Source organism: Aeromonas sp. D3 (assembly GCF_027705025.1).
In the GTDB taxonomy this organism is placed as follows: Bacteria; Pseudomonadota; Gammaproteobacteria; order Enterobacterales; family Aeromonadaceae; genus Aeromonas; species Aeromonas salmonicida.
The window spans coordinates 1-19064 of the sequence record NZ_JAPDBE010000063.1; the positions used below are offsets into that span (position 1 = coordinate 1).

19 protein-coding genes are annotated in these 19064 nt (G+C 62.0%); 10 read left to right on the top strand and 9 right to left on the bottom strand.

Translation table 11 applies throughout. The features are described from left to right. Positions 1-139 precede the first annotated feature (139 nt). Positions 140-433 (bottom strand): hypothetical protein, encoded by a 294-nt coding sequence (locus OKC28_RS21855; protein WP_021139056.1) that lies wholly within the window; start codon positions 431-433, stop codon positions 140-142. Positions 434-647: 214 nt separating this feature from the next. Between OKC28_RS21855 and OKC28_RS21860 the strand changes: the two genes are divergently transcribed. From OKC28_RS21860 to OKC28_RS21895, 8 genes are all read left to right on the top strand, one after another. Beyond that, positions 648-848 (top strand): YbfA family protein, encoded by a 201-nt coding sequence (locus OKC28_RS21860; RefSeq protein ID WP_021139055.1) that lies wholly within the window; start codon positions 648-650, stop codon positions 846-848. Positions 849-1208: 360 nt separating this feature from the next. Beyond that, entirely contained in the window at positions 1209-1472 is a 264-nt protein-coding gene (locus OKC28_RS21865; RefSeq protein WP_270691092.1) for a BufA1 family periplasmic bufferin-type metallophore, read from the top strand. A 72-nt stretch (positions 1473-1544) separates the two neighbouring features. Next, on the top strand, positions 1545-2393 hold the full coding sequence (gene bufB / locus OKC28_RS21870; RefSeq protein ID WP_270691093.1) for an MNIO family bufferin maturase: 849 nt from the start codon (positions 1545-1547) through the stop codon (positions 2391-2393). Then, positions 2386-3138: an HvfC/BufC N-terminal domain-containing protein gene (locus OKC28_RS21875; protein WP_234592849.1), complete on the top strand. Its 753-nt coding sequence runs from the start codon at positions 2386-2388 to the stop codon at positions 3136-3138. The genes bufB and OKC28_RS21875 overlap by 8 nt, the downstream gene beginning before the upstream one ends. After that, positions 3135-3578 (top strand): DoxX family protein, encoded by a 444-nt coding sequence (locus OKC28_RS21880; protein WP_234592850.1) that lies wholly within the window; start codon positions 3135-3137, stop codon positions 3576-3578. Before OKC28_RS21875 ends, OKC28_RS21880 begins: the two co-directional genes overlap by 4 nt. Positions 3579-3680: 102 nt before the next feature. Beyond that, on the top strand, positions 3681-4145 hold the full coding sequence (locus OKC28_RS21885; RefSeq protein WP_270691094.1) for a GNAT family N-acetyltransferase: 465 nt from the start codon (positions 3681-3683) through the stop codon (positions 4143-4145). A gap of 263 nt (positions 4146-4408) precedes the next feature. Beyond that, on the top strand, positions 4409-5704 hold the full coding sequence (locus OKC28_RS21890) for a methyl-accepting chemotaxis protein (protein WP_270691095.1): 1296 nt from the start codon (positions 4409-4411) through the stop codon (positions 5702-5704). Between the two features lie 78 nt (positions 5705-5782). After that, positions 5783-7156 carry an HD-GYP domain-containing protein gene (locus tag OKC28_RS21895; RefSeq protein WP_219595538.1) on the top strand — a complete coding sequence of 458 codons (1374 nt, stop codon included), beginning with the start codon at positions 5783-5785 and terminating at the stop codon, positions 7154-7156. Positions 7157-7224: 68 nt separating this feature from the next. Here OKC28_RS21895 and OKC28_RS21900 read toward each other — a convergent pair whose 3' ends face one another. The 6 genes from OKC28_RS21900 to OKC28_RS21925 form a co-directional block, all read right to left on the bottom strand. After that, positions 7225-8283 (bottom strand): FUSC family protein, encoded by a 1059-nt coding sequence (locus OKC28_RS21900; RefSeq protein WP_270691096.1) that lies wholly within the window; start codon positions 8281-8283, stop codon positions 7225-7227. Between the two features lie 63 nt (positions 8284-8346). Then, entirely contained in the window at positions 8347-10092 is a 1746-nt protein-coding gene (locus OKC28_RS21905) for a bifunctional molybdopterin-guanine dinucleotide biosynthesis adaptor protein MobB/molybdopterin molybdotransferase MoeA (protein ID WP_270691097.1), read from the bottom strand. Positions 10093-10106: 14 nt separating this feature from the next. After that, positions 10107-10736: a molybdenum cofactor guanylyltransferase MobA gene (mobA, locus tag OKC28_RS21910; protein WP_219598559.1), complete on the bottom strand. Its 630-nt coding sequence runs from the start codon at positions 10734-10736 to the stop codon at positions 10107-10109. Next, the gene (locus OKC28_RS21915) at positions 10708-11403 is read right to left on the bottom strand and encodes an energy-coupling factor ABC transporter ATP-binding protein (protein ID WP_111588218.1); all 696 of its coding nucleotides are present in this window, start codon (positions 11401-11403) and stop codon (positions 10708-10710) included. The genes mobA and OKC28_RS21915 overlap by 29 nt, the downstream gene beginning before the upstream one ends. 115 nt (positions 11404-11518) lie before the next feature. Further along, positions 11519-12220 carry an ABC transporter permease gene (locus OKC28_RS21920; RefSeq protein ID WP_125606379.1) on the bottom strand — a complete coding sequence of 234 codons (702 nt, stop codon included), beginning with the start codon at positions 12218-12220 and terminating at the stop codon, positions 11519-11521. A gap of 64 nt (positions 12221-12284) precedes the next feature. Beyond that, positions 12285-13130 (bottom strand): substrate-binding domain-containing protein, encoded by an 846-nt coding sequence (locus OKC28_RS21925; protein ID WP_270691098.1) that lies wholly within the window; start codon positions 13128-13130, stop codon positions 12285-12287. A 250-nt stretch (positions 13131-13380) separates the two neighbouring features. On the opposite strand from OKC28_RS21925, the gene OKC28_RS21930 reads away from it, so the two are divergent. Both OKC28_RS21930 and OKC28_RS21935 read left to right on the top strand, forming a co-directional pair. Next, positions 13381-14736 (top strand): sigma-54-dependent transcriptional regulator, encoded by a 1356-nt coding sequence (locus tag OKC28_RS21930; protein WP_270691099.1) that lies wholly within the window; start codon positions 13381-13383, stop codon positions 14734-14736. 31 nt (positions 14737-14767) lie between these two features. Beyond that, positions 14768-16894, top strand: coding sequence for a sensor histidine kinase (locus OKC28_RS21935; protein WP_270691100.1), 2127 nt, complete (start codon positions 14768-14770; stop codon positions 16892-16894). A gap of 125 nt (positions 16895-17019) precedes the next feature. On the opposite strand, the gene OKC28_RS21940 is transcribed toward OKC28_RS21935, so the two are convergent. Together OKC28_RS21940 and OKC28_RS21945 are read right to left on the bottom strand one after the other, a co-directional pair. Further along, positions 17020-17886, bottom strand: a complete 867-nt coding sequence (locus OKC28_RS21940) for a helix-turn-helix transcriptional regulator (protein WP_270691102.1) — start codon at positions 17884-17886, stop codon at positions 17020-17022. 15 nt (positions 17887-17901) lie between these two features. Further along, positions 17902-18759 carry a formate dehydrogenase accessory sulfurtransferase FdhD gene (locus tag OKC28_RS21945; RefSeq protein ID WP_270691101.1) on the bottom strand — a complete coding sequence of 286 codons (858 nt, stop codon included), beginning with the start codon at positions 18757-18759 and terminating at the stop codon, positions 17902-17904. Between the last annotated feature and the right edge of the window lie 305 nt (positions 18760-19064).

Sequence of the window (19064 nt, forward strand, 5' to 3'; positions counted from 1 at the left end):
GCGCGTTAGCAAAGCGGTTATGCAGCGGATTGCAAATCCGTTTAGTCCGGTTCGACTCCGGAACGTGCCTCCATATTCTTCAAGTTCAATGCCATCAGAGCGATAAATATCACACACCACAGGTGTGCGTTTCTGTTTCTCAATATCCCTGTTGAGCCAGTAACTGTTCACAGCCCTGCTGTTGCCACTCCCGTTCCAGATAGCGATTGACCTCCACCAGATCCTGCCCCCGGAATTGAAATTGCACTGCGGCCGAATGTTCGGTCAGATCCGCCATCTTCTGTTTCAGCAGGCCGCACTGCCACAGGCTGACGGTGGGCACGCCCTGATAGGCCAGTGATATGCTGTCGCCTTGATTGAGTTGCCAATCCTGCCATTCCGACCAGAGCAAGAGGCCCAGTACCCCCAAGACCGCCATTTCCGCAGGTTTCATCGCACAAACTCCCTCCTGACTGCCAACCTATTAAATCTGGTCGACGCACATCCCTTTGCCAGTTTTTGTTACCTGTAAGTTAATTAATGTAATTGGATTTCACTATATGGCTTTTTGTGGATTTTTTTGCGAAAAAATGGCGTTATTGGTGTAGTAATCCTACAGTTTGTGGAGTAATCTTTGCTCAGTGGTCTTACCAGTAAGGAGTGCTATCATGTTTCATCCCTTTTCTCTGACTCAGATAATTCTTCGTCGCATCTATGCGCTGCTGGTGGGTATTCTGGCCTTCCCCGTTATGCTGTTTCGCAGCGATCGTGCCCGCTTCTACAGCTACTTGCATCGTATCTGGAGCAAAACCAGTACCAAGCCGGTATGGCTCAAGATGAGCGAGCGCGGTGAGCGGATCTTCTACTAGACCCCATTCATCTTAAAAAAGAGAGCTTCGGCTCTCTTTTTTATTGTGCTCCAGAAATAGCAGTGGTTCCCCTCCTGCCGAACATCTCCTATTGCTCCTTTCTGATGGACTGACCGGTGCCACAAGCGGGAGCTGATCTTTGGTCTGCCGGGATCTGGCGGGCGAAAGTGCTTTTCTCGTGACTGGCTGACTTAAGAAAATATGTTCTATTAAACAATGATTTAGATGGTTACGTCTGAGTCGCCGCCCTTGTTTTGCTCTTTTCATGAAATTAATTCTCTGCTGTTCCGGTTCTATTGCAGGTACCCCGCCACGACACTGAGCGGGGTCATCACACTCAACAGCACAAGGATCACGAACATGAACGTTAAAAAAAGCACAGCGATCGCCTCCGCCATGACAGGTCTGCTGGCACTGGGTGCCCAGTTCATCGCGGCGCCAGCCATTGCTGCCGAGGAAAAGGAGAAGTGCTACGGCGTAGTCAAGGCCAGCAAGAATGACTGTGCGACCAAGAGCAGCTCCTGCGCCGGGACCGCCAAGGAAGATGCCCAGGGCGATGCCTTTGTGGTGATGCCCAAAGGGCTGTGCGAGAAGCTGGTGGGCGGTTCGCTGCAACCCAAGTAAGAGACATCGGGCAGGGGATGGCCAACGGGCCGCCCCCTGCATCCTCTCTGATTGGCGAAAGCGAGTCTTGCGATGAACCCTTTGATTGGTATCGGATTACGCACTCCCCATTACGACGGGATCCGGCAAACCCTGCCGGCAGTCGGTTGGCTGGAGGTGCACAGTGAAAATTACTTCGAGCCGCACAGCCAGGGCTTTCAGGTGCTGAGTGAGTTGGCGCAACACTACCCCGTCAGTCTGCACGGCGTTGGCATGTCCCTCGGCTCGGCCGACCCGCTCGATCAGCGCCATCTGCAACAGTTGTCATCATTGGCAGCGGCGATCAAGCCGGTACGGATCTCCGAACATCTGAGCTGGGGCAGCATTGGCGGACGCTACTTCAACGACCTGCTGCCTGTACCCTATACCCGTCAATCCCTTCGCAACATGAGTGACAAGATCCAGCAGGTACAACAGACCCTGAGTTACCGGTTGCTGATAGAAAATCCCTCCTCCTATCTGCAACTGGCAGGGGAGATGAGTGAATGGGAATTTCTGGCCGAGCTGCAGCAACACAGTGATTGCGGCATCTTGCTCGACCTCAACAATCTCTACGTCAGTGCTTTCAACCACGGTTTCTCCTGTGATGACTATCTGGCGACGATCGATCTCGCCACCGTCGGGGAAATCCATCTGGCTGGTTATACCGAGAAACAGCTGCCCGAAGGCTCCCTCTATATCGACACCCACAGCGCCCCTGTGGTGGAGCCGGTCTGGGAACTCTATCGCCAGATCTGCCGCAAGCAGGCCATTCCCACCCTGATTGAGTGGGATCTCGAGATCCCCCCTCTGCCGGTCTTGCTGGCCGAAGCTGAGCAGGCCAGCGCCATTCTGGATGAGGCGCAAGCTGCAAACATGGTTCGGGAGCTAGCCCATGGTTGAACTGAAACAGCTGCAACGGCACTTTGCCGATGGCCTGCTGGGAGAGCCTGCCGCGATTGCCCCCCACATCAGCTCCCGGTTGTTTCCTGCCGAGTCGGTGCTGCAGGTCTATCGCAACCACTTCATCCTGAGTCTTGGCGAGGTGCTGGCGAGCAGCTATCCCGCCGTCAAGGCCATGGTGGGAGACGAATTTTTCGTGGCAGCGGCCCGTGGTTTCGTGCTGGACGAGCCGCTACAGGAAGGGAGCGTCATGCACTATGGCGCCGGTTTTGGTCAGTGGCTGGCCCGCTTGCCAACCACGGCCGAGTTACCCTGGCTGGAGGCGCTGGCGCAGTTCGAGTGGCAGCTTGAGCGTGCCAGTCTGCTGCCGCTGGAGTCCCGCTGCTGGCCAGCCGAACGTCTGGCCGGATTATCGCCGCCACAATGGGAGCGGCTGCGGCTGTTGCCTGCCACGGATCTGCTGCTGGTTGCCAGCGACTACCCGGTGCTGGCCCTGTGGCAGATGGCGCTACACGGTGGGGAGGCGGTGGGGGATCTCTGTGCCCCTGTCTGGCTGGTATTGAAGAAGCAGCTGGATTATCGGGTCACGCCGTTGCCTTTAGAGGCAGGTGAGTGGGCGCTGCTGCAAGGCTGCCTGGAAGGCAGACCCTTGGCCACCCTGCTGGCAACCGATCCCGTGGCGAGTGATCATCTCACCCGCCTGGTAATGCTTGGTCTCTTGGTCGATGTGGAGGTGATGCCATGATGGGAAACAAATGGCTGGCGCTGGCCAGCTCGAGTAGCGACCTGCCGCGCTGGATGAGCGGTGCCGTCTTGCTGCTGGCGAGGCTCTGGGTCGCCTCGGTCTTTATCACTTCAGGCTGGCTCAAGCTGACGGCGTGGGATTCAACCCTCTATCTGTTTGAATCCGAGTATCAGGTACCCCTGCTGCCCTGGTTGTGGGCCGCCTATCTGGGGACGGCGACCGAGTTGCTGCTTCCCCTGTTTCTGCTGGCAGGCCTCTTTACCCGTCCGGCCGCTCTGCTGCTGTTTGGCTTCAATATCATGGCGGTGATCTCCTATCCAACCCTCTGGGCGGGCGGCTTTTACGATCATCAGCTGTGGGGCTGGATGCTGCTGACCCTGACCATCTGGGGCGGCGGTGTGCTGAGCTTTGATCACTGGCTGACAGGCCGCCGCCGGTGATGAGTCTCAGATATCTTCCGATGACAAAGGGTGTCTGATGCTGCTATTTGTCATGATGATGAACAGTCAGGGCTATTGGCCTTGTCCTCAATGGAGAGAGCAATGATTATTCGTCAGGCAGATATGGCCGATATTCCCGCCTTGGTGAGTTTGCGCATGGGACTGTTTTGCGAGGTGGGGGAGTTGGCCGAGCCGCTGGCCGATCTGGATCTCTGGCAGGCGACCAGTGCCTATTTCAGTGAGGGGCAGGCCGATGGCAGTGCGCGCTCCTGGGTGGCGGAGGTCGGGGGAGATGTGGTGGCAAGTGGCACCCTGGCACTGTTTGTGCGACCGCCCTATCCTGGCAATGTGCCGGGGAAGGAGGCCTACCTGCTCAATATGTATACACTGCCAGCCCATCGAAAGCAGGGCATGGCCAGCGCTTTGCTCGATGCCATGGTGGCCCATGCCAGCGCCGAACGACTGGGCAAGGTGTGGCTGCATGCCAGTGAGCAGGGGCGTTCCCTGTATGAACGCATTGGTTTTGTGGCCAATCCGGCCTGTCTGGAGTGGCAACCAGCGGTGTGACTCCGAGCGATGCGAAACTGATCCAACACGGGCAGATATTCGTACCAAGCGTCCAGCGCAAGCGCGCCTGCTCTCAACGTTGTGTCTCTTTTTATGGATGGCAAGAAGATAACCGGGCGAGCGCCGGCAGTAAAACGTCGGTCAAAGTCTGATCCGGCGATTTCGCTCAACTATGATCAGCCTCATCAGGCTCGTACTCGCCCACATTGACGGCGGTTGTCGTTTGCGAGTTCCCACATCGTCGGTAAAGGGGTATGACATCCATGTTCAATAACAAGCTGAAGGCACAACTGCTGGCCTGCCAGACGCAGCTCGGTGAGCTGCAGGGTTTTGTCGATGCCGTCAAAGGCGGGGTGGCGACCATCACCTTCACTCCGGATGGCGGTATCCTGGAGGCCAATGAGCCTTTCTTGAACCTGATGGGATACAGCGCAGCTGAACTCCAGGGTCAGCATCACAGGATGTTTTGCAGCAAGGCACTGGCTCAGTCGTCTGATTACCAGCAACTCTGGGCCCAGCTACAACAAGGCAGGGTCCAATCCGGCATTGTTCCGCGTATCAACAAGCGGGGCGAGGCGCTCTGGCTGGAGGCGAGCTACTTCCCGGTGAAGCAACAGGGGCGTGTGACCCAGGTGATCAAGATCGCCAGCGATGTGACCGAGCATCACCAGCGCCTGCTGAGTCAGGAGGCCGTCTCCAAGGCCCTTGATCGCTCCCTCGCCATGATAGAGTTCACCCCGACGGGGGAGATAGTGACCGCCAATGCCAATTTCCTGAGTTGCATGGGGTACAGCCTGTCCCAGATCAAGGGGCACAACCACAGGATGTTCTGTGATGATGCCTTCTATCGCGAACAGCCCCGTTTCTGGGAAGAGTTGGCCCAGGGCCAGTTCAAGTCAGGGCTTTTTCTGCGTCGCAACAGCCACGGTGATGACATCTGGCTGGAAGCCACTTACAACCCGGTCAGGGACGAGAGCGGCAAGGTGACCAAGGTGATCAAGCTGGCCACTGACATTACCGAGCGGGTGACCAAGAGTCATGCCATTCGGGATGCCGCCCAGGTGGCTCATGCCACGGCGCAGGAGACATTGCGCAGTGCGGAGCAGGGCGCCGATCTGCTGCGTTCCGTGGTGGAGACCTCCTCCCTTGTCAGTGAGCAGGTAGACAAGACCATACAGCTGGTCAACCAGCTCAACGAGCAATCCAAGAGCATCGAAGCCATCGTCTCCACCATCAGCAGCATCGCCGACCAGACCAACTTGCTGGCGCTCAATGCGGCCATCGAAGCGGCTCGCGCCGGCGATCAGGGGCGCGGGTTTGCCGTGGTGGCCGACGAAGTGCGCCAGCTCGCCGCTCGCACTTCCCTCTCCACCGACGAGATCGCCAAGGTGGTGCAGAAGAACCGTGAGCTGACGGCCAGGGTGACGGACGACATGGCCAGAGTGGCCAGCAGCGCCGAGCTGGGCAAGCAACAGGTCGACAAGGTCAATGAGGTGATGGTCGAGATCCGCCAGGAAGCAAACAATGTCTCGGCGACCGTATCCAGTCTGTCCATCTGACATCGGGATTCGTTCTGGCCTGAATGGGTATAGTATTTCCTGCAGGCAAGATCGCCGTTATAGCTAATGGAGCAGCTCATGACCTTCAGCGGTCTGCGATTATCTGAACTGATTGGTTCCCTCAGTCATGCCCTCGACATGACTGAGGGGCAACCCAGAGGGCACTGCATCCGCTGTTGCTGGATGGGTTCCCGGCTGGGGGAGCAACTTGGCCTCAATGCCGGGCAGCGCCACGACCTCTATTACACCCTGCTGCTCAAGGATCTCGGTTGCAGCAGCAATGCGGCCCGCATCTGTGAGCTCTATCTCACCGACGATCTGCACTTCAAACGCGACTTCAAGCTGGTTGATGGCTCCCTCTCCGAGGTGGTCAACTTCGTGCTGGGCCACACCGGCCTGCAAGCCGATCTGCTGGGGCGCTTTCGCAGCCTGTTCCACATCTTTCGCAATGGTGATCAGATTGCCAACGAGCTGATCCAGACCCGCTGCCACCGTGGCGCCGATATCGCTCGCCAACTGCGCTTCAGCGATGAGGTGGCCAGTGGCATTCTCTCTCTCGACGAGCACTGGAATGGCAAGGGTCGGCCGCTGCAGCTGGCCGGTGAGGCGATCCCGCTTTTCTCCCGCATCGCCCTGCTCTGTCAGGTGGTGGATGTGTTTCATGCCGCAGCAGGGCCGGAAGCGGCGCTCAAAGAGGTGCGCGAGCGCAGCGGCAGCTGGTTTGATCCCGAGCTGGTCAGGCAGTTTGAAGTCATGGCCGATGAGCCCTTCTGGCAAGGGCTGGCGGATCCCCAGCTGGCTGAGTGGGTATTTATCCATCCGGCCGGGCAGGGGGAAGTGGCGCTCGATGAAGATTATCTGGATGAGATTGCCGCCGCCTTCGGTCAGGTGGTCGACTCCAAGAGCCCCTACACAGCCGGTCACAGCGGCCGGGTGGCACTCTATACCGATATCCTCGCCACCCAGATGGGGATCCCGGAGCCACGGCGGCGCTGGCTCAAGCGTGGTGCCCTGCTGCACGATGTGGGCAAGCTTGGGGTGAGCAACGCCATTCTCGACAAACCGGGCAAGCTTGATGCCGATGAGTGGGTGGCGGTGCAGATGCATGCCGCCTATACCGAGGAGATCCTGAGCCGGATCGGTGCCTTCAAGGAGCTGGCCCAGGTGGCGGGGGCCCATCATGAGCGGCTCGACGGCAAGGGCTATCCCAAGGGACTCAAGGCAGAGGAGATTGCCCTTGAGACCCGCATCATCACCACGGCCGACATCTTCGATGCCATCACCGCCAAGCGTCCCTATCGTGGTGCCATTCCCGTGCCCCAGGCGCTGGAGATGATGGCCGAGCAACTGGGATCTGCCATAGACCCCGACTGTTTTGCTGCGTTGGAGGCGGGGATCAAGGATTTCTCCATCTACCTCACGGCCGAGCAACCGCTGGCGGATGCCAGTTAACGCGGGTTGCGTACATGGCCTGAGTGGTCAGCGCGATATGACAACGCCCCGCATTGCGGGGCGTTTTGCTATGTGTGGCTCTGGCTGCGGGGCGGGTACATCACCAGCCCCAGCAGGCGGCGCAAGTGGGTGAGCTGTTCGGTGAGCTGCAGACTCAACCAGAGATAGCCGCTGATGGCGGCCTCGCCCCTGGCATCGAGTCGCACCCGGGTCGCGGCCTCCTGCAACTCGCTGATGGCCTGCTCAGCCCCTTTCAATTCGCCGCTCTTGAGCATGAGCGCCAGCTGGATCATCACGGCCTCGGTCGCCTGCTGGCAGGCGCGCAGCTCGGGGGTACTCTGCATCAGAAAGTGACTTTGGCGATCGCTCCAGTAGGTGTTGGCCAGCATCTCCAGGGTGCAGAGGGTGTTGCGCATCGTGGTCTGGATGGCCTCGAACAGGGCGCTGCCAAGGCGGGTCTCCTTGACTGCCGGAGCCAGCAGGGGGCGCAGGCTCACCATCTTGGAGAGCAGGCGAGAGTGGCTCTGGGCCAGCCTGGGTCGCTCCAGAATATTGGGGGAGAGGTGGGTATGGTAGAGCCGGTGCGCCTGCAGCAGGGTGTCGTGCATCTGCAACCGCCAGTGGCTGTAGGCGCGCTGGGGGTAGATGCTGCAAAACAGCAGCGCCAGCAGGGAGCCAAGGATCACGTCGGCACTGCGCCACAGCGCCGTCTCTATGTCCCCCGGCATGGCCCCCATGGTGACCCCCAGGGTGATGCCGATGAGCAGCCCCACGTAGGGGCGCTTGCCGAGCGTCAGATAGCCGCACAGGAACATGATGCAGCCGCACCACACCAGGGTCAGCGGCAGGGAGTAGAGCTCCAGATAGAGGGCCACCACACCGCAACCGGCGCCGAAGATGGTGCCAACCACCCGTTGCAGGGCGCGTGACAGCACGTTTCCCCAGAACGAGATGGGGCCCATCACCACCACCAGCGTGATCAGCGGCCAGGTGCTTTCCGGCAGCTTGAGTTCGCGGGTCAGCAGAAAGGTGAGCATGAAGGCGAGCGCGATGCGCAGGCCGTGGACGATGCGATAGCGGCCATAGATCAGCAGATCGAGCCGGGAGAGCGGGGTATTCAGGCGCAAGGGACTAGCCTCGGGTCATGGGCGCAAACACCCCGCCACGCCCGGCGGGGTGCTTGCGATGTATCAGGCCACTCGTCCCTGGAGTGGGTGGATCCAGACCCGCTCGCCGACCGCGATGGCCGGCTGGGCGGGGACAATTTCAATCAGGCAGTTGGCATCGGCCATGGAGCTGAGAATGCCGGAGCCCTGCGGCCCGGTAGTGCGCACCCGCAGCACCCCGCTGGCATCCTGATGGAAGACGCCGCGCAGAAACTCGGTGCGGCCAGGGCGGCTCTGCATCTTCTGCTCGGCCTGTGCCGACAGGCGCAGCGGCTGCCAGAGCCGACCCTGCAGGCGGGCGATGGCGGGCTCGACAAATTGCAGGAAGCAGACCATGGCCGCCACCGGATTGCCCGGCAGACCGAAGAATGGGGTAGTCCCCAGCTTGCCAAACGCCAGCGGTCGGCCCGGCCGCATCTGGATGCGCCAGAAGGCTATCTGGCCAAGCTCCGCCAGCACCTGCTTGATGAAGTCGGCATTGCCCACCGAGACGCCGCCCGAGCTCAGCACCAGATCGACGTTGGCCGCGGCCTGTTCCAGCTGCTGGCGCAGTATGGCGGGATCATCCGGGATGATGCCCAAGTCCATCACCTCGCAGCCGGCGGCGGCGATAAGCGCCATCAGGGTGAAGCGGTTGCTGTCGAAGATATGGCCCGGGGCCAGCGTCTCGCCCGGCGCCTGCACCTCGTCACCCGTGCTGAATAGTGCCACCTTGAGCGGGGTGCGTACCGACAGGCTGGCCTGACCCAAGGAGGCCGCCAGCCCCAGCTGGGGGGCGCCAATACGAGTCCCGGCCGGGATGGCGACCGCACCCTTGGCGAGATCCTCCCCGGCCAGACGCACGTTCTGCCCCGCCTTGATGGGGGCGCTGACCGTGACCCACTCCCCCTCTATTTTTGTCTCTTCCCGCATCACGACCGTATCGATGCCGGGGGGCAGCGGCGCGCCCGTCATGATCTGCACCGCCTGACCAGCCAGCACAGGCTCATGGTACTGCTGGCCCGCCAGCACTTCACCCACCAGTTGCCAGCGACCGGCGGCGAGGTCGTCGCCGCGAAGGCCAATCCCGTCCATCGCCGAATTGGCGTGGGGGGGCACATTGATGGGGCTCACCAAGTCCTGTGCGAGCACGGCGCCGTGGCACAAGGCCAGCGGTTTGTCGGAGCAGGCGCTGCTTGGGCTGAGGGCAGCCAGAATGGCGCTGCGGGCCGCCTCCACCGACAGAAATCCCGTTCCCGGCACCTGTTCGGCATGCTTGGCCTTGCTCGCGTAGCCGCAGACGAAGTCGGCGATGGCCGCCAGATCATTGATATTGAGCTGGGGCAAGTCGGTCTGCTGGGGCAGATCTGCCGCCAGCGCCATTATGTCGCCGTCGTCTGGAAACAGCAGGGGCTTGCCGAGCTCGGTGCGATGCAGCTCTATCTTGGGGAAGTGCTCGTGCTTGAACCCTTCCACCAGCAGCAGGTCGAGCCGGGTCTGGTCGAAGCTGGCCAGCAAGGTGTGAAACGGGGGCTCGGCGTCGGGCGTCTCGACGATGCGGGCGTGACGACGGCGCGAAGCCGCCATCACCTGATCCGCCCCCGCCTTGCGCAGGCGGTAGCTGTCCTTGCCCGGCTGGTCGGTGTCAAAGTCGTGATGGGCGTGCTTGAGCACACCCAGGCGCAGACCGCGGCTTACCAGAATGGGGATGAGCTGTTCCAGCAGCGTTGTCTTGCCAGTACCGCTCCAGGCGGCAAAGCCGAGCAGGGGAAGAGTGGGGGCCGGTGTCATGATGCTGTGGCTCCTTATCGGGGGTCGGTAGATGAGTTCAGCAGGCGAGCCTCGTAGGCGGCCAGCTCGGCCGGGCTGTTGAGATTGATGAAGGCATCCGGCTGGTCGGCAAAGCTCACCACCGCCATCTTGTGGCGGGCGAACCAGATATCTATCTTGCGCTCACCCTCGGCCAGGGCATGGGTGAGCGATGGCAGCAGGGACTTGTGCAGCAGGGTCACCACAGGTTGCAGCCAGTCACCATCGTGGGCCACCACCAGTTCGGTATCCGGGGTGAGGGCGGCGCGAAAGCGGCTCATCAGATCATGGGGCAGGGCGGGGCCATCGCAGGGGACGAACAGCACCCAGTCGTGGTGGGCGGCGGCAAGGCCGGCCTGCATGCCCGCCAGCGGGCCGAGATAGTCGTTGTTGTCATCGCTGATGACGGGGGCCAGCGCCTGATAGCGAGTCTGACTGCGGTTGGCGTTGATCAGCACCTCATCCACCTGGGGGCGCAGCCGCTCCAAAACGTGGTCGATAAGGGGGCGTCCCGCCAGTGCTACCCAGCCCTTGTCTTCGCCCCCCATGCGGGTGGCGCGGCCACCGGCCAGGATCACGGCAGAGACGGGGAAGGTGTCAGTTCTGGGTTCGCTGTTTGAGGTCATGTCGCTCGATGATTTTCAAAGGGGTGGGTTCGTGCAGCCGGCCACGGGCGAGGGTCCATTGCCGCTCGCACAAATCGGTCAGATCGTTGCTCTGATGGCTGATGATGACCAGGCCGCTGCCCTGTTCCCGCAGATCTTGCGCCAAGGCGGCCATCAGGGCAACCGAATGTGCATCCAGATTGGCGGTGGGTTCGTCCATCAGCAGAAAGGCGGGTTGCAGCGCCCAGGCGCGGGCCATGGCCAGACGCTGGCGCTCGCCACCAGACAGTATGCTGATGTGCTCCCGCGCCAGACCCTCCAGCTCGACCCGGCGCAGCGCCTCGAACACCCGCACCTCGTCGGCGGCCTGATGGCCGAGGGCCCAGGCCACGTTGTCGTGCACGCTGCGATCGAACAGATAGGGGGTCTGGTGCAGATAGGTGACTCGGCCCGGGCCGGGATCCCGTTTGATCCACTGCTCGAGTCTGGCGCGCCAGCCGCAGGCGAGATTGGTGTGGCCCCGAGTCGGTGTCAGCAGGCCGGCCAGTATCTTGAGCAGGGTCGTCTTGCCCACCCCGTTCGCCCCGCGCAGCCAGATGGCGTCGCCCGCCGCGATGGAGAGCCGCTCTATCTGGAACAGGTTGCGCTCGCCAAAGCGCATCATCAGCTGGTGGGCGGTCAGGGCCATGGGGTACTCCAGTTGATAAACAGTGGGGGCATGGTCAGTTCTTCAGATAGCTGCGGCCGCGACAGAGATGGGGTCAGCAGCATCCGGTCAGGGATAAAAGTGCGCAGCGTCATGGTCAGTTTTTCAAATAACTGTGGCCGCGACACGCGGTCAGCAGCAGGTTGAGCAACAGCGCCAGGCTCAGCAGCACTATGCCAAGGGCAACCCCCTGGGCAAAGGCACCCTTCTGGGTTTCCAGCGCGATGGCGGTGGGGATGTTGCGGGTAAAATGCAGGATATTGCCCCCCACCATCATGGAGCAGCCCACCTCGGTGACGATGCGGCTGAAGGCGCCGATCACCGCCGCCAACAGGCCGAAGCGGCACTCGCGCATCAGCCCGAGCAGCGCCCTCGGCCAGGAGAGTCCCAGGGTGAGCGCCGTCTCCCAGGCGCGTCTGTCGCTCTGGATAAAGGCGGCGTGAGCCATGGTGGCGATGACGGGGAAGGCGATCAGCATCTGGCCCACTACCATGGCCTGCTGGGTGAACAGCATCTTCCAGTCGCCGAAGGGGCCGGCCCGCGACAACAACATGTAGAGCAAGAGGCCGATTACCACGGTCGGCACCGACTGCAGGGTATTGATGCAGGAGAGCCAGAGCCAGCGCGCCGGGATCGGCAGATAGGCTAGCGCGAACCCCAGCAGCAGCGCCGGCACCAGCACCAGCAGCAGCGCGATGCAGGAGACAGAGAAAGAAACCCCCACCACCTGCCACAGCTCGGTATCGCCCCCGAACAGCAAGGCAAGCGCCGCCAGCGTTGTATCCAGCAGAGTCGGCATCAGGCGCTTCCCCTATCGTGCGGGGCGAGAGCCATCCATGTGATCGTATGGAACAAGGGCTGCATTATTTCCCGTTGGCATCGGCCACAAACAGCGCCTGGCCTGCCACCTTGAAGTCACCGATAAGCGTCTGGCCGTGCTCGGAGACCAGCCAGTTCTTCAGGGTGCGCGCCCCTTCGGTGTTGAGATCCGGGTAGCGCTTGGGGTTGACCAGAATCACCTGATAGGGGTTGAACAACCGCTTGTCCCCTTCCAGCAGCACGGCGAGATCCAGCTTGCTCTGATAGGCGAGCCAGGTGCCGCGGTCGGTCAGGGTATAGGCGCCCAGCTCGGAGGCCATGGTGAGGGTCGGGCCCATGCCCTGGCCGATGGACTTGTAGCCGGCAAACTCGGGTTTGACGTCGGCCGCCTGCCACAGTGTCTTCTCCTTGATGTGGGTGCCGGACTCGTCCCCGCGGGAGATGAAGGTCTGTTTTTTATCCTTGATGGCCTGCAGCGCCTTGGCGGCGTCGTGCAGCTTGCCCAGGCCCGCCGGATCCTGTCTCGGGCCGATGATGACAAAGTCGTTGTACATCAGGTGCACCGGCTCTATGCCAAAGCCCGCGTCAACAAAGGCTTTCTCGGCAGATGGAGCGTGGGTCATCACCAGATCCGCGTCGCCGTTCTCACCCATCTTCAGGCTCTGGCCGGTACCGGCCGCCATCACCTGCACCGGATAACCGGTCTCCTTGGTGAACTGGGGCAGCAGCCAGCCCAGCAGGCCGGACTGCTCCGTGCTGGTGGTGGTGGCGAGGCGAATGGGCGCCTTGGCGCTCTCGGCGTGGCTGGCGGTACTCAGCAAGGGGAGGCTCAGCAGCAGGGCGGTCGAGAGGGCAAGGGCAAAACGTTGGCGCACGGTTCCTGTGATCATGATGTTCATCGTATCCGGGTGATGGGGAGAGGGCAGGACTAAGCAAGCAGGGTGCCAAGCTGGCCGCACACTGCCAGCAGCGCGGTTTTTAATGTTAAAACAGTCGGTTAACGGGGTTAATTGCGTGATGGCCTCGTCGCTTTTAATAAAGGAGGTTGGCACTCGGGGCCGGTTAGCGACAAAATGTCCCACAGTTTATAAGGTCGGTGGGACAATCCCGGAACCTTGTCGAATCTGAGGTACTTTTTTCATGACTGCACCCGCCAGCCGCTGGTCTGCCCTCTCTTTGCTCATCGTCGATGACGAGCCCGGAATGCGCAGCTTTCTGGCCAAGGCGCTGGCCAAGCGCTTCGCCCAGATAGAGACGGCCGCCAGCGTGGAGGAGGCGGAAGCCCTGCGCTGCCGCCTGCATTTTGATCTCATCATCGCCGACATCCGCCTGCCGGGGCGCTCCGGCATCGAGTGGCACGAGGCCATAGACCCCGCCACCCGGCGCAGCGACATCATCTTCATGACCGGCTTCGGCGACATGGATACCGCCCTCAAGGCGCTGCGACTCGGTGCCAGCGACTTTATCCTCAAGCCCTTCAACCTGGATCAGATGGTCCAGGCGGTGGACAGGGTGATAGAGCGCCGCCAGATGGAGCGGGAGAACCTGCTGCTGCGCCGGGAGGTGAGCAAGCTGTTCCCGCCCACCTTGATAGGCGACAGCGCCAAGACCCGGGAACTCAAGACCCTCATCGCCAGAGTGGCGCCCTCCAATGCTGCCGTGCTGGTGGAGGGGGAGTCCGGCACCGGCAAGGAGCTGGTGGCCCGCGCCCTGCACCAGCTTTCCGGCCGGATGGGGGCCTTCGTGCCGCTCAACTGCGCCTCCATTGCCCCCGAACTGCTGGAAAGCGAACTGTTCGGCCACGTGCAGGGTGCTTTTACCGGTGCCCGCAAGGGGCGTGACGGCCTGTTTCGGGTCGCCCATCAGGGCACCCTCTTTCTGGACGAGATAGGCGAGATGCCGCTCGCCATGCAATCGTCCCTGCTGCGGGCTCTGGAACAAAAAGCCATCCGGCCGGTCGGCGCCGAGCGCGAGCTGTCGGTGGATGTGCGCATCGTCGCCGCCACCAACCGCAACCTCAAAGCCGAGGTGGAGGCGGGCCGCTTTCGGGAAGATCTCTTCTACCGCCTCAACGTGGTGGCGCTGCCGGTGGCGCCCCTGCGCGATCGCGTCGACGACATCCCGGCCCTGGTGCACCACTTCACCCGTCAGCTTACCGCCGAGATGGGGATGGGCTCGCTTAGCTGGACCCACGAGGACGTGGTGGCCATGCAGGCCTATCCCTGGCCCGGCAACGTGCGCGAGTTGCGCAACCTGATCGAGCGCTGCCTGCTGCTGGGCAAGCCCCCCGCCGACTATTGGCAGAGCGCCCAGTCCAGCGAGCAGAGCAAGGGGGGAGAGGGATATCCCCTGGAGTGGGCGCTGTCGGAGGTGGAGAAGGCCCACATCCTGCAAGTGGTTGAGCGTTTTGAGGGCAACAAGTCCGCCGCTTCCCGGGTGCTGGGGGTGGCGCGCAAGACTCTGGAGCGCAAGTTCAAGGAGTGGGCCATCGAATGAAACCGCTGATCCTCTGCCGCTGGCGGCGACCATGATGCTGAGCCTGCTGCCCCGCTGGTTGAAAACAAAAGTCCGTTGGCGCCTGCTGCTGCTCACCTCTGTGCCCATCATGCTCACCCTGGTGGGCATGATGGGGCTGACGCTTTACTGGACCCTCACCTACAGCTGGCAGAACCTGCTCACCAATGTGCGCGGTGACCTCGGGGTGGCCCACCATGCGGTGAGCGTGCAGCAGCAGCGTCAGGCGGAGCATCTGGAACACCTGCGCGATGCCTGGGCGTTTCAGCTGCGACTGCGCGAGACGCCCGATGAGTTGCAGCAGTGGGTGAAGCCACTGGCGGCCAACTATGACCTCGACTTTCTGCGCTTGCGCAGTGGTGCCGAACTGGATCAGTTGACCGCCCGGGAGCGTGCCACCCTCAGCGCCGGGCGCAGCATCAGCCACTTCGTGGTCTGGTCTCGTGAAGAATTGCAGGCCCTCTCGCCCGCCCTTGCCAGCCGCGCCGTATTGGACAGGGAACAGACAGCCGCCACGGTTCAGGAGACACGGGGGCTTGTCAGCCTCTCTCTAACCCCTGTCATGGGGCGGGATGGATCGCTCTGGGCCGTGCTGGAAGGGGGTGAGCTTATCAACGGCAGCACCCGACTGGTGGATGAGCTCAAGCGCCAGGTGTTTGCCAAAAACACCCTGCCAGAGGGAAGCATAGGCACCGTCACCCTGTTTCTCGATGACCTGCGGGTGAGCACCAATGTACCGGTCAGCAGCAGCCGTCAGGTGGGCCGAGCCGTGGGCACCCGGGTCTCGGCGCCGGTACGGGAACAGGTGCTGGGGAGGGGGGAGCTCTGGATAGATCGCGCCTTCGTCCACGATGCCTGGTATGTCTCCGGTTACGAGCCCCTGCTTGGGGCCCGCGGCGAGCGCATCGGCATGCTCTATGTGGGCTTTTTGGAGTGGCCCATCATTCGCACCTACCTCACCAACCTGTTGGAGCTGGGCTCAGGCGTGGTGCTGCTCTTGCTGCTCTCGGGCCTGCTGGTCTATCGCGGCGCGCGGGATCTTTTCACCCCAATAGAGCGGATGCACAAGGTGGTGCGTCAGGTGCAATATGGCAAATCGGCCAGGGTAGGGCAGTTGGCCCTGGATCCCGACCACGAGCTGGCCCAGCTGGGTCGCCAGTTTGACGCCATGCTCGACCGGCAGGATGCCCATCGCCAGCAGATGGCCCGCAGTGCCGACGAGCTGGAGCAAAAAGTGGCCGAGCGCACCTTGAGCCTCAAACAGAAGACTGCCGAGCTTGAACACCACATCCATATGCTGACCCAGGCGCGCCAGCAGCTGCTTATCAGCGAGAAGCTGGCAGCCCTCGGCGAGCTGTGCGCCGGTGTGGCCCACGAGATCAATAACCCCTTGGCGGTGATCCTCGGCAATGTGGAGCTGATGAAGCTGGAGCTGGGGGAGGCCGCCGCTCCGGTCAGCGAGGAACTGGCGCTGGTGCTGGCACAGATAGAGCGCATTCGCGCCATCACCCGCAGCCTGTTGCAATACTCCCGTCCCGGCGACTACGAGACGGCGCCCGTCTGGCAGCACCTCACCCCCATCATCGAAGAGAGCTTGACCCTGGTGCGCTCCGCCCTGCGCCAGCAGCAGGTGAACCTGGTAGCCGATCTGCAGGCCCAGCAACCCATAGAGGCGGATCGCCAGCAACTGCTGCAGGTGCTGATCAACCTGCTGGTCAACGCCAGCCATGCGCTAGGGGAGCAGGGAGAGATCCGGGTCGAGAGTCGCGACTGGGTCGACGAGACGGGCCAGTTGCAAGGGGCCGAGGTGCGGGTTATCGACAACGGCAGCGGCATAGACGCCGCCATCATGGACAAAATCTTCGACCCCTTCTTCACCACCCGCGCCACAGGCACGGGGCTGGGGCTGGCCCTCAGTCATCGCATCATCAGCCGCTGGGGCGGGGAGTTGGTGGTGGCCTCCACCCTGGGGAAAGGAAGCTGCTTTACCATACGGCTGCTCAGCCGCGCCCGCCTGCCCGCTGGCAGCGAACCCCGCCAGCTGGAGGGGTGGCGCATTGCGCTGGGGGCCGAGGGGCGTGAGTCTGGCACGGCGGGACATGAACCTGACTCGGCAGTGGGTGAGTCACGGAAAGGGTAAGTGCCTGCCCATTTATCAGAGTGGATGAATAGCACAGATGGGCAATAAAACAGACGGGCCTGCCAGGGTGGCAGGCCCGTGTTTGTCACTGCTGTCGGCACAAGGTATGGGGCTAGCCTCTTTCGCTACTGCGGGCTCCACACCAGCTTGCCGCTCTGGGTCAGGTCATAGCCGCCGAGGCGAGCCGCCAGCTCGCGCCCCTCGGGGGATTGCAGCCAGCTGATCAGCTGTTGCAGCAGGGTGCGAAAGAAGACCCCCTGCGGCATCACCAGATCGAAGCACTCCTGCGACAAGGGCATAAAGCCGAGGCCAAACTCGGTGGCGGTGCTCTGGGCGCCGGGCCCCACATCGGCATCGCCACGGCTGATGGCGGCGGCCAGCTCCCGCTCGCTGTTGACCTCAAGGGTACGCTCCAGCCGGGTCAGCGACTCCCCCTGGGTTTGCAGCCACTCCTGCAGGGCGCGCTGGCTGCCCGCCCCCTCCTGGCGCATGGCCCAGCGCCAGTCGAGCGCCTCTTTCGCCTCTTTGGGTTGCAAGCCCTGGCGCAGCACCAGCCCCTGCACCCGGCGAAAGCCATGCACTATCACCCATTGGCGGTGGCCCTGATACTGCTGCACCAGCGCCGGGTGGCGCAGGTGCGCCTCCTCCGCCTGCCCCCAGTGGATGGCGCACAGATCCACATGGCCGCGCGCCAGCATCGCCAGCCCCTGACGGGTGCCGCACGGGGTGTAGCCCACCAGTGCCTGGGTCCCGAGCTGCCGCGCAAGCGTGCTGCAACCATAGTGCAGCAGCACGTCGTCTGAGCCTGCCAGCAGCAGCCGGTCGTTCATCACCCCCTCATGGCAGCTGCCGAGCAACCAGCGATCGAGCAGGGAGCGGGGAAACAGCCACTTGCCGGTTGCCTTGGTGGCGGGGATGCGCGCCTCGTTGGCGAGCTGGTAGACCTTCTTCTCGTTGAGATCGAGATACTCGGCCACCTGCTTCACATTCATAAACTCGTTCATTGCCTAGTCCCGCATCCCGCGACCGCCCTGACTGGGCGCCAGCACCGGCGGCTTCTCGTCCAGCACCAGATGGTCGTGGCCGCTGAATACCTCGAAGTGGCGCCCCTTGGCGCGGGCAATCATGGTGATACCGAGCTGGCGGGCCAGATCCAGCCCCATCTGGGTGACGCCGGAGCGCGACAGCAGCACCGGAATGCCCATCTGCGCCACCTTGATCACCATCTCCGAGGTGAGCCGCCCCGTGGTGTAGAAGATCTTGTCGCTGCCACTCTCGCCGCGCATCCAGAGCTCGCCCGCCAGGGTATCCACCGCATTGTGGCGCCCCACATCCTCGACAAAGGAGAGGATTTCGCTGCCGCGACAGATGGCGCAGCCATGCACCGCACCTGCCATCTTGTAGGTTTCGTTATGGGCCGACAGCGCCTTGAGCAGGGCGTAGAGGGTGCTCTGTTTAAGCTCTGGCGCCGCCAAGACCACCCCTTCGAGCTTCTTCATCACGCTGCCATACATGGTGCCCTGACCGCAGCCGGAGGTGACCGTCTTCTTCTCCAGCGACTTGTCGAGATCTTCGGCCTGCTGGCTGCTCACCACGGCGGCGGCCTCGCTCTCCCAGTCGACGATGACCGACTCGATGGCCGAAATATCCTCGATAAAGCCCTGATTCTTGAGATAGCCCAGCACCAGCGCCTCGGGGCGGGCACCCAGCGTCATCAGAGTCACTATCTCCTTCCAGTTGAGGTAGACAGTCAGTGGCCGCTCACAGGCGATTTGGCGGGTGTGCAGCTGTCCCTGTTCATCCATCACCTCGACTGCCATGGTGAGCTGGGCTGCAGCATTGCTTTTGATAAAGGTCGGTGTCATGGGCCCCTCGCGACCGGTTGCCGGGATCTAAGGGAAGGGACACAGCAAGTTTTGTTCCAGATTACTTTTGGGTGAGGTTCTCTTTTTTGGAGTTGAGTAGGTTCGAATAGCGGAGCGTATTCGGACGATCGCGATATTCACGATCTTGAACTCGTACTCATATCGCAGGATCGTGACGCTATGCTTGGTTTTTCGGCTGTAAAAAGGGAAAGGGGGTGATCGATTGGCCTAAGGAAGGTGCGAACAAGTCCCTGATATGAGATCATGTTTGTCATCTGGAGCCATGGAACAGGGTTCATCATGAG

Bases quoted from the DNA above. Each gene is read 5' to 3' on its own strand.
- OKC28_RS21855 (WP_021139056.1), bottom strand. From the start codon at position 433: ATGAAACCTGCGGAAATGGCGGTCTTGGGGGTACTGGGCCTCTTGCTC.
- OKC28_RS21860 (WP_021139055.1), top strand. From the start codon at position 648: ATGTTTCATCCCTTTTCTCTGACTCAGATAATTCTTCGTCGCATCTAT.
- OKC28_RS21865 (WP_270691092.1), top strand. From the start codon at position 1,209: ATGAACGTTAAAAAAAGCACAGCGATCGCCTCCGCCATGACAGGTCTG.
- bufB (WP_270691093.1), top strand. From the start codon at position 1,545: ATGAACCCTTTGATTGGTATCGGATTACGCACTCCCCATTACGACGGG.
- OKC28_RS21875 (WP_234592849.1), top strand. From the start codon at position 2,386: ATGGTTGAACTGAAACAGCTGCAACGGCACTTTGCCGATGGCCTGCTG.
- OKC28_RS21880 (WP_234592850.1), top strand. From the start codon at position 3,135: ATGATGGGAAACAAATGGCTGGCGCTGGCCAGCTCGAGTAGCGACCTG.
- OKC28_RS21885 (WP_270691094.1), top strand. From the start codon at position 3,681: ATGATTATTCGTCAGGCAGATATGGCCGATATTCCCGCCTTGGTGAGT.
- OKC28_RS21890 (WP_270691095.1), top strand. From the start codon at position 4,409: ATGTTCAATAACAAGCTGAAGGCACAACTGCTGGCCTGCCAGACGCAG.
- OKC28_RS21895 (WP_219595538.1), top strand. From the start codon at position 5,783: ATGACCTTCAGCGGTCTGCGATTATCTGAACTGATTGGTTCCCTCAGT.
- OKC28_RS21905 (WP_270691097.1), bottom strand. From the start codon at position 10,092: ATGACACCGGCCCCCACTCTTCCCCTGCTCGGCTTTGCCGCCTGGAGC.
- mobA (WP_219598559.1), bottom strand. From the start codon at position 10,736: ATGACCTCAAACAGCGAACCCAGAACTGACACCTTCCCCGTCTCTGCC.
- OKC28_RS21915 (WP_111588218.1), bottom strand. From the start codon at position 11,403: ATGGCCCTGACCGCCCACCAGCTGATGATGCGCTTTGGCGAGCGCAAC.
- OKC28_RS21920 (WP_125606379.1), bottom strand. From the start codon at position 12,220: ATGCCGACTCTGCTGGATACAACGCTGGCGGCGCTTGCCTTGCTGTTC.
- OKC28_RS21925 (WP_270691098.1), bottom strand. From the start codon at position 13,130: ATGATCACAGGAACCGTGCGCCAACGTTTTGCCCTTGCCCTCTCGACC.
- OKC28_RS21930 (WP_270691099.1), top strand. From the start codon at position 13,381: ATGACTGCACCCGCCAGCCGCTGGTCTGCCCTCTCTTTGCTCATCGTC.
- OKC28_RS21935 (WP_270691100.1), top strand. From the start codon at position 14,768: ATGATGCTGAGCCTGCTGCCCCGCTGGTTGAAAACAAAAGTCCGTTGG.
- OKC28_RS21940 (WP_270691102.1), bottom strand. From the start codon at position 17,886: ATGAATGTGAAGCAGGTGGCCGAGTATCTCGATCTCAACGAGAAGAAG.
- OKC28_RS21945 (WP_270691101.1), bottom strand. From the start codon at position 18,759: ATGACACCGACCTTTATCAAAAGCAATGCTGCAGCCCAGCTCACCATG.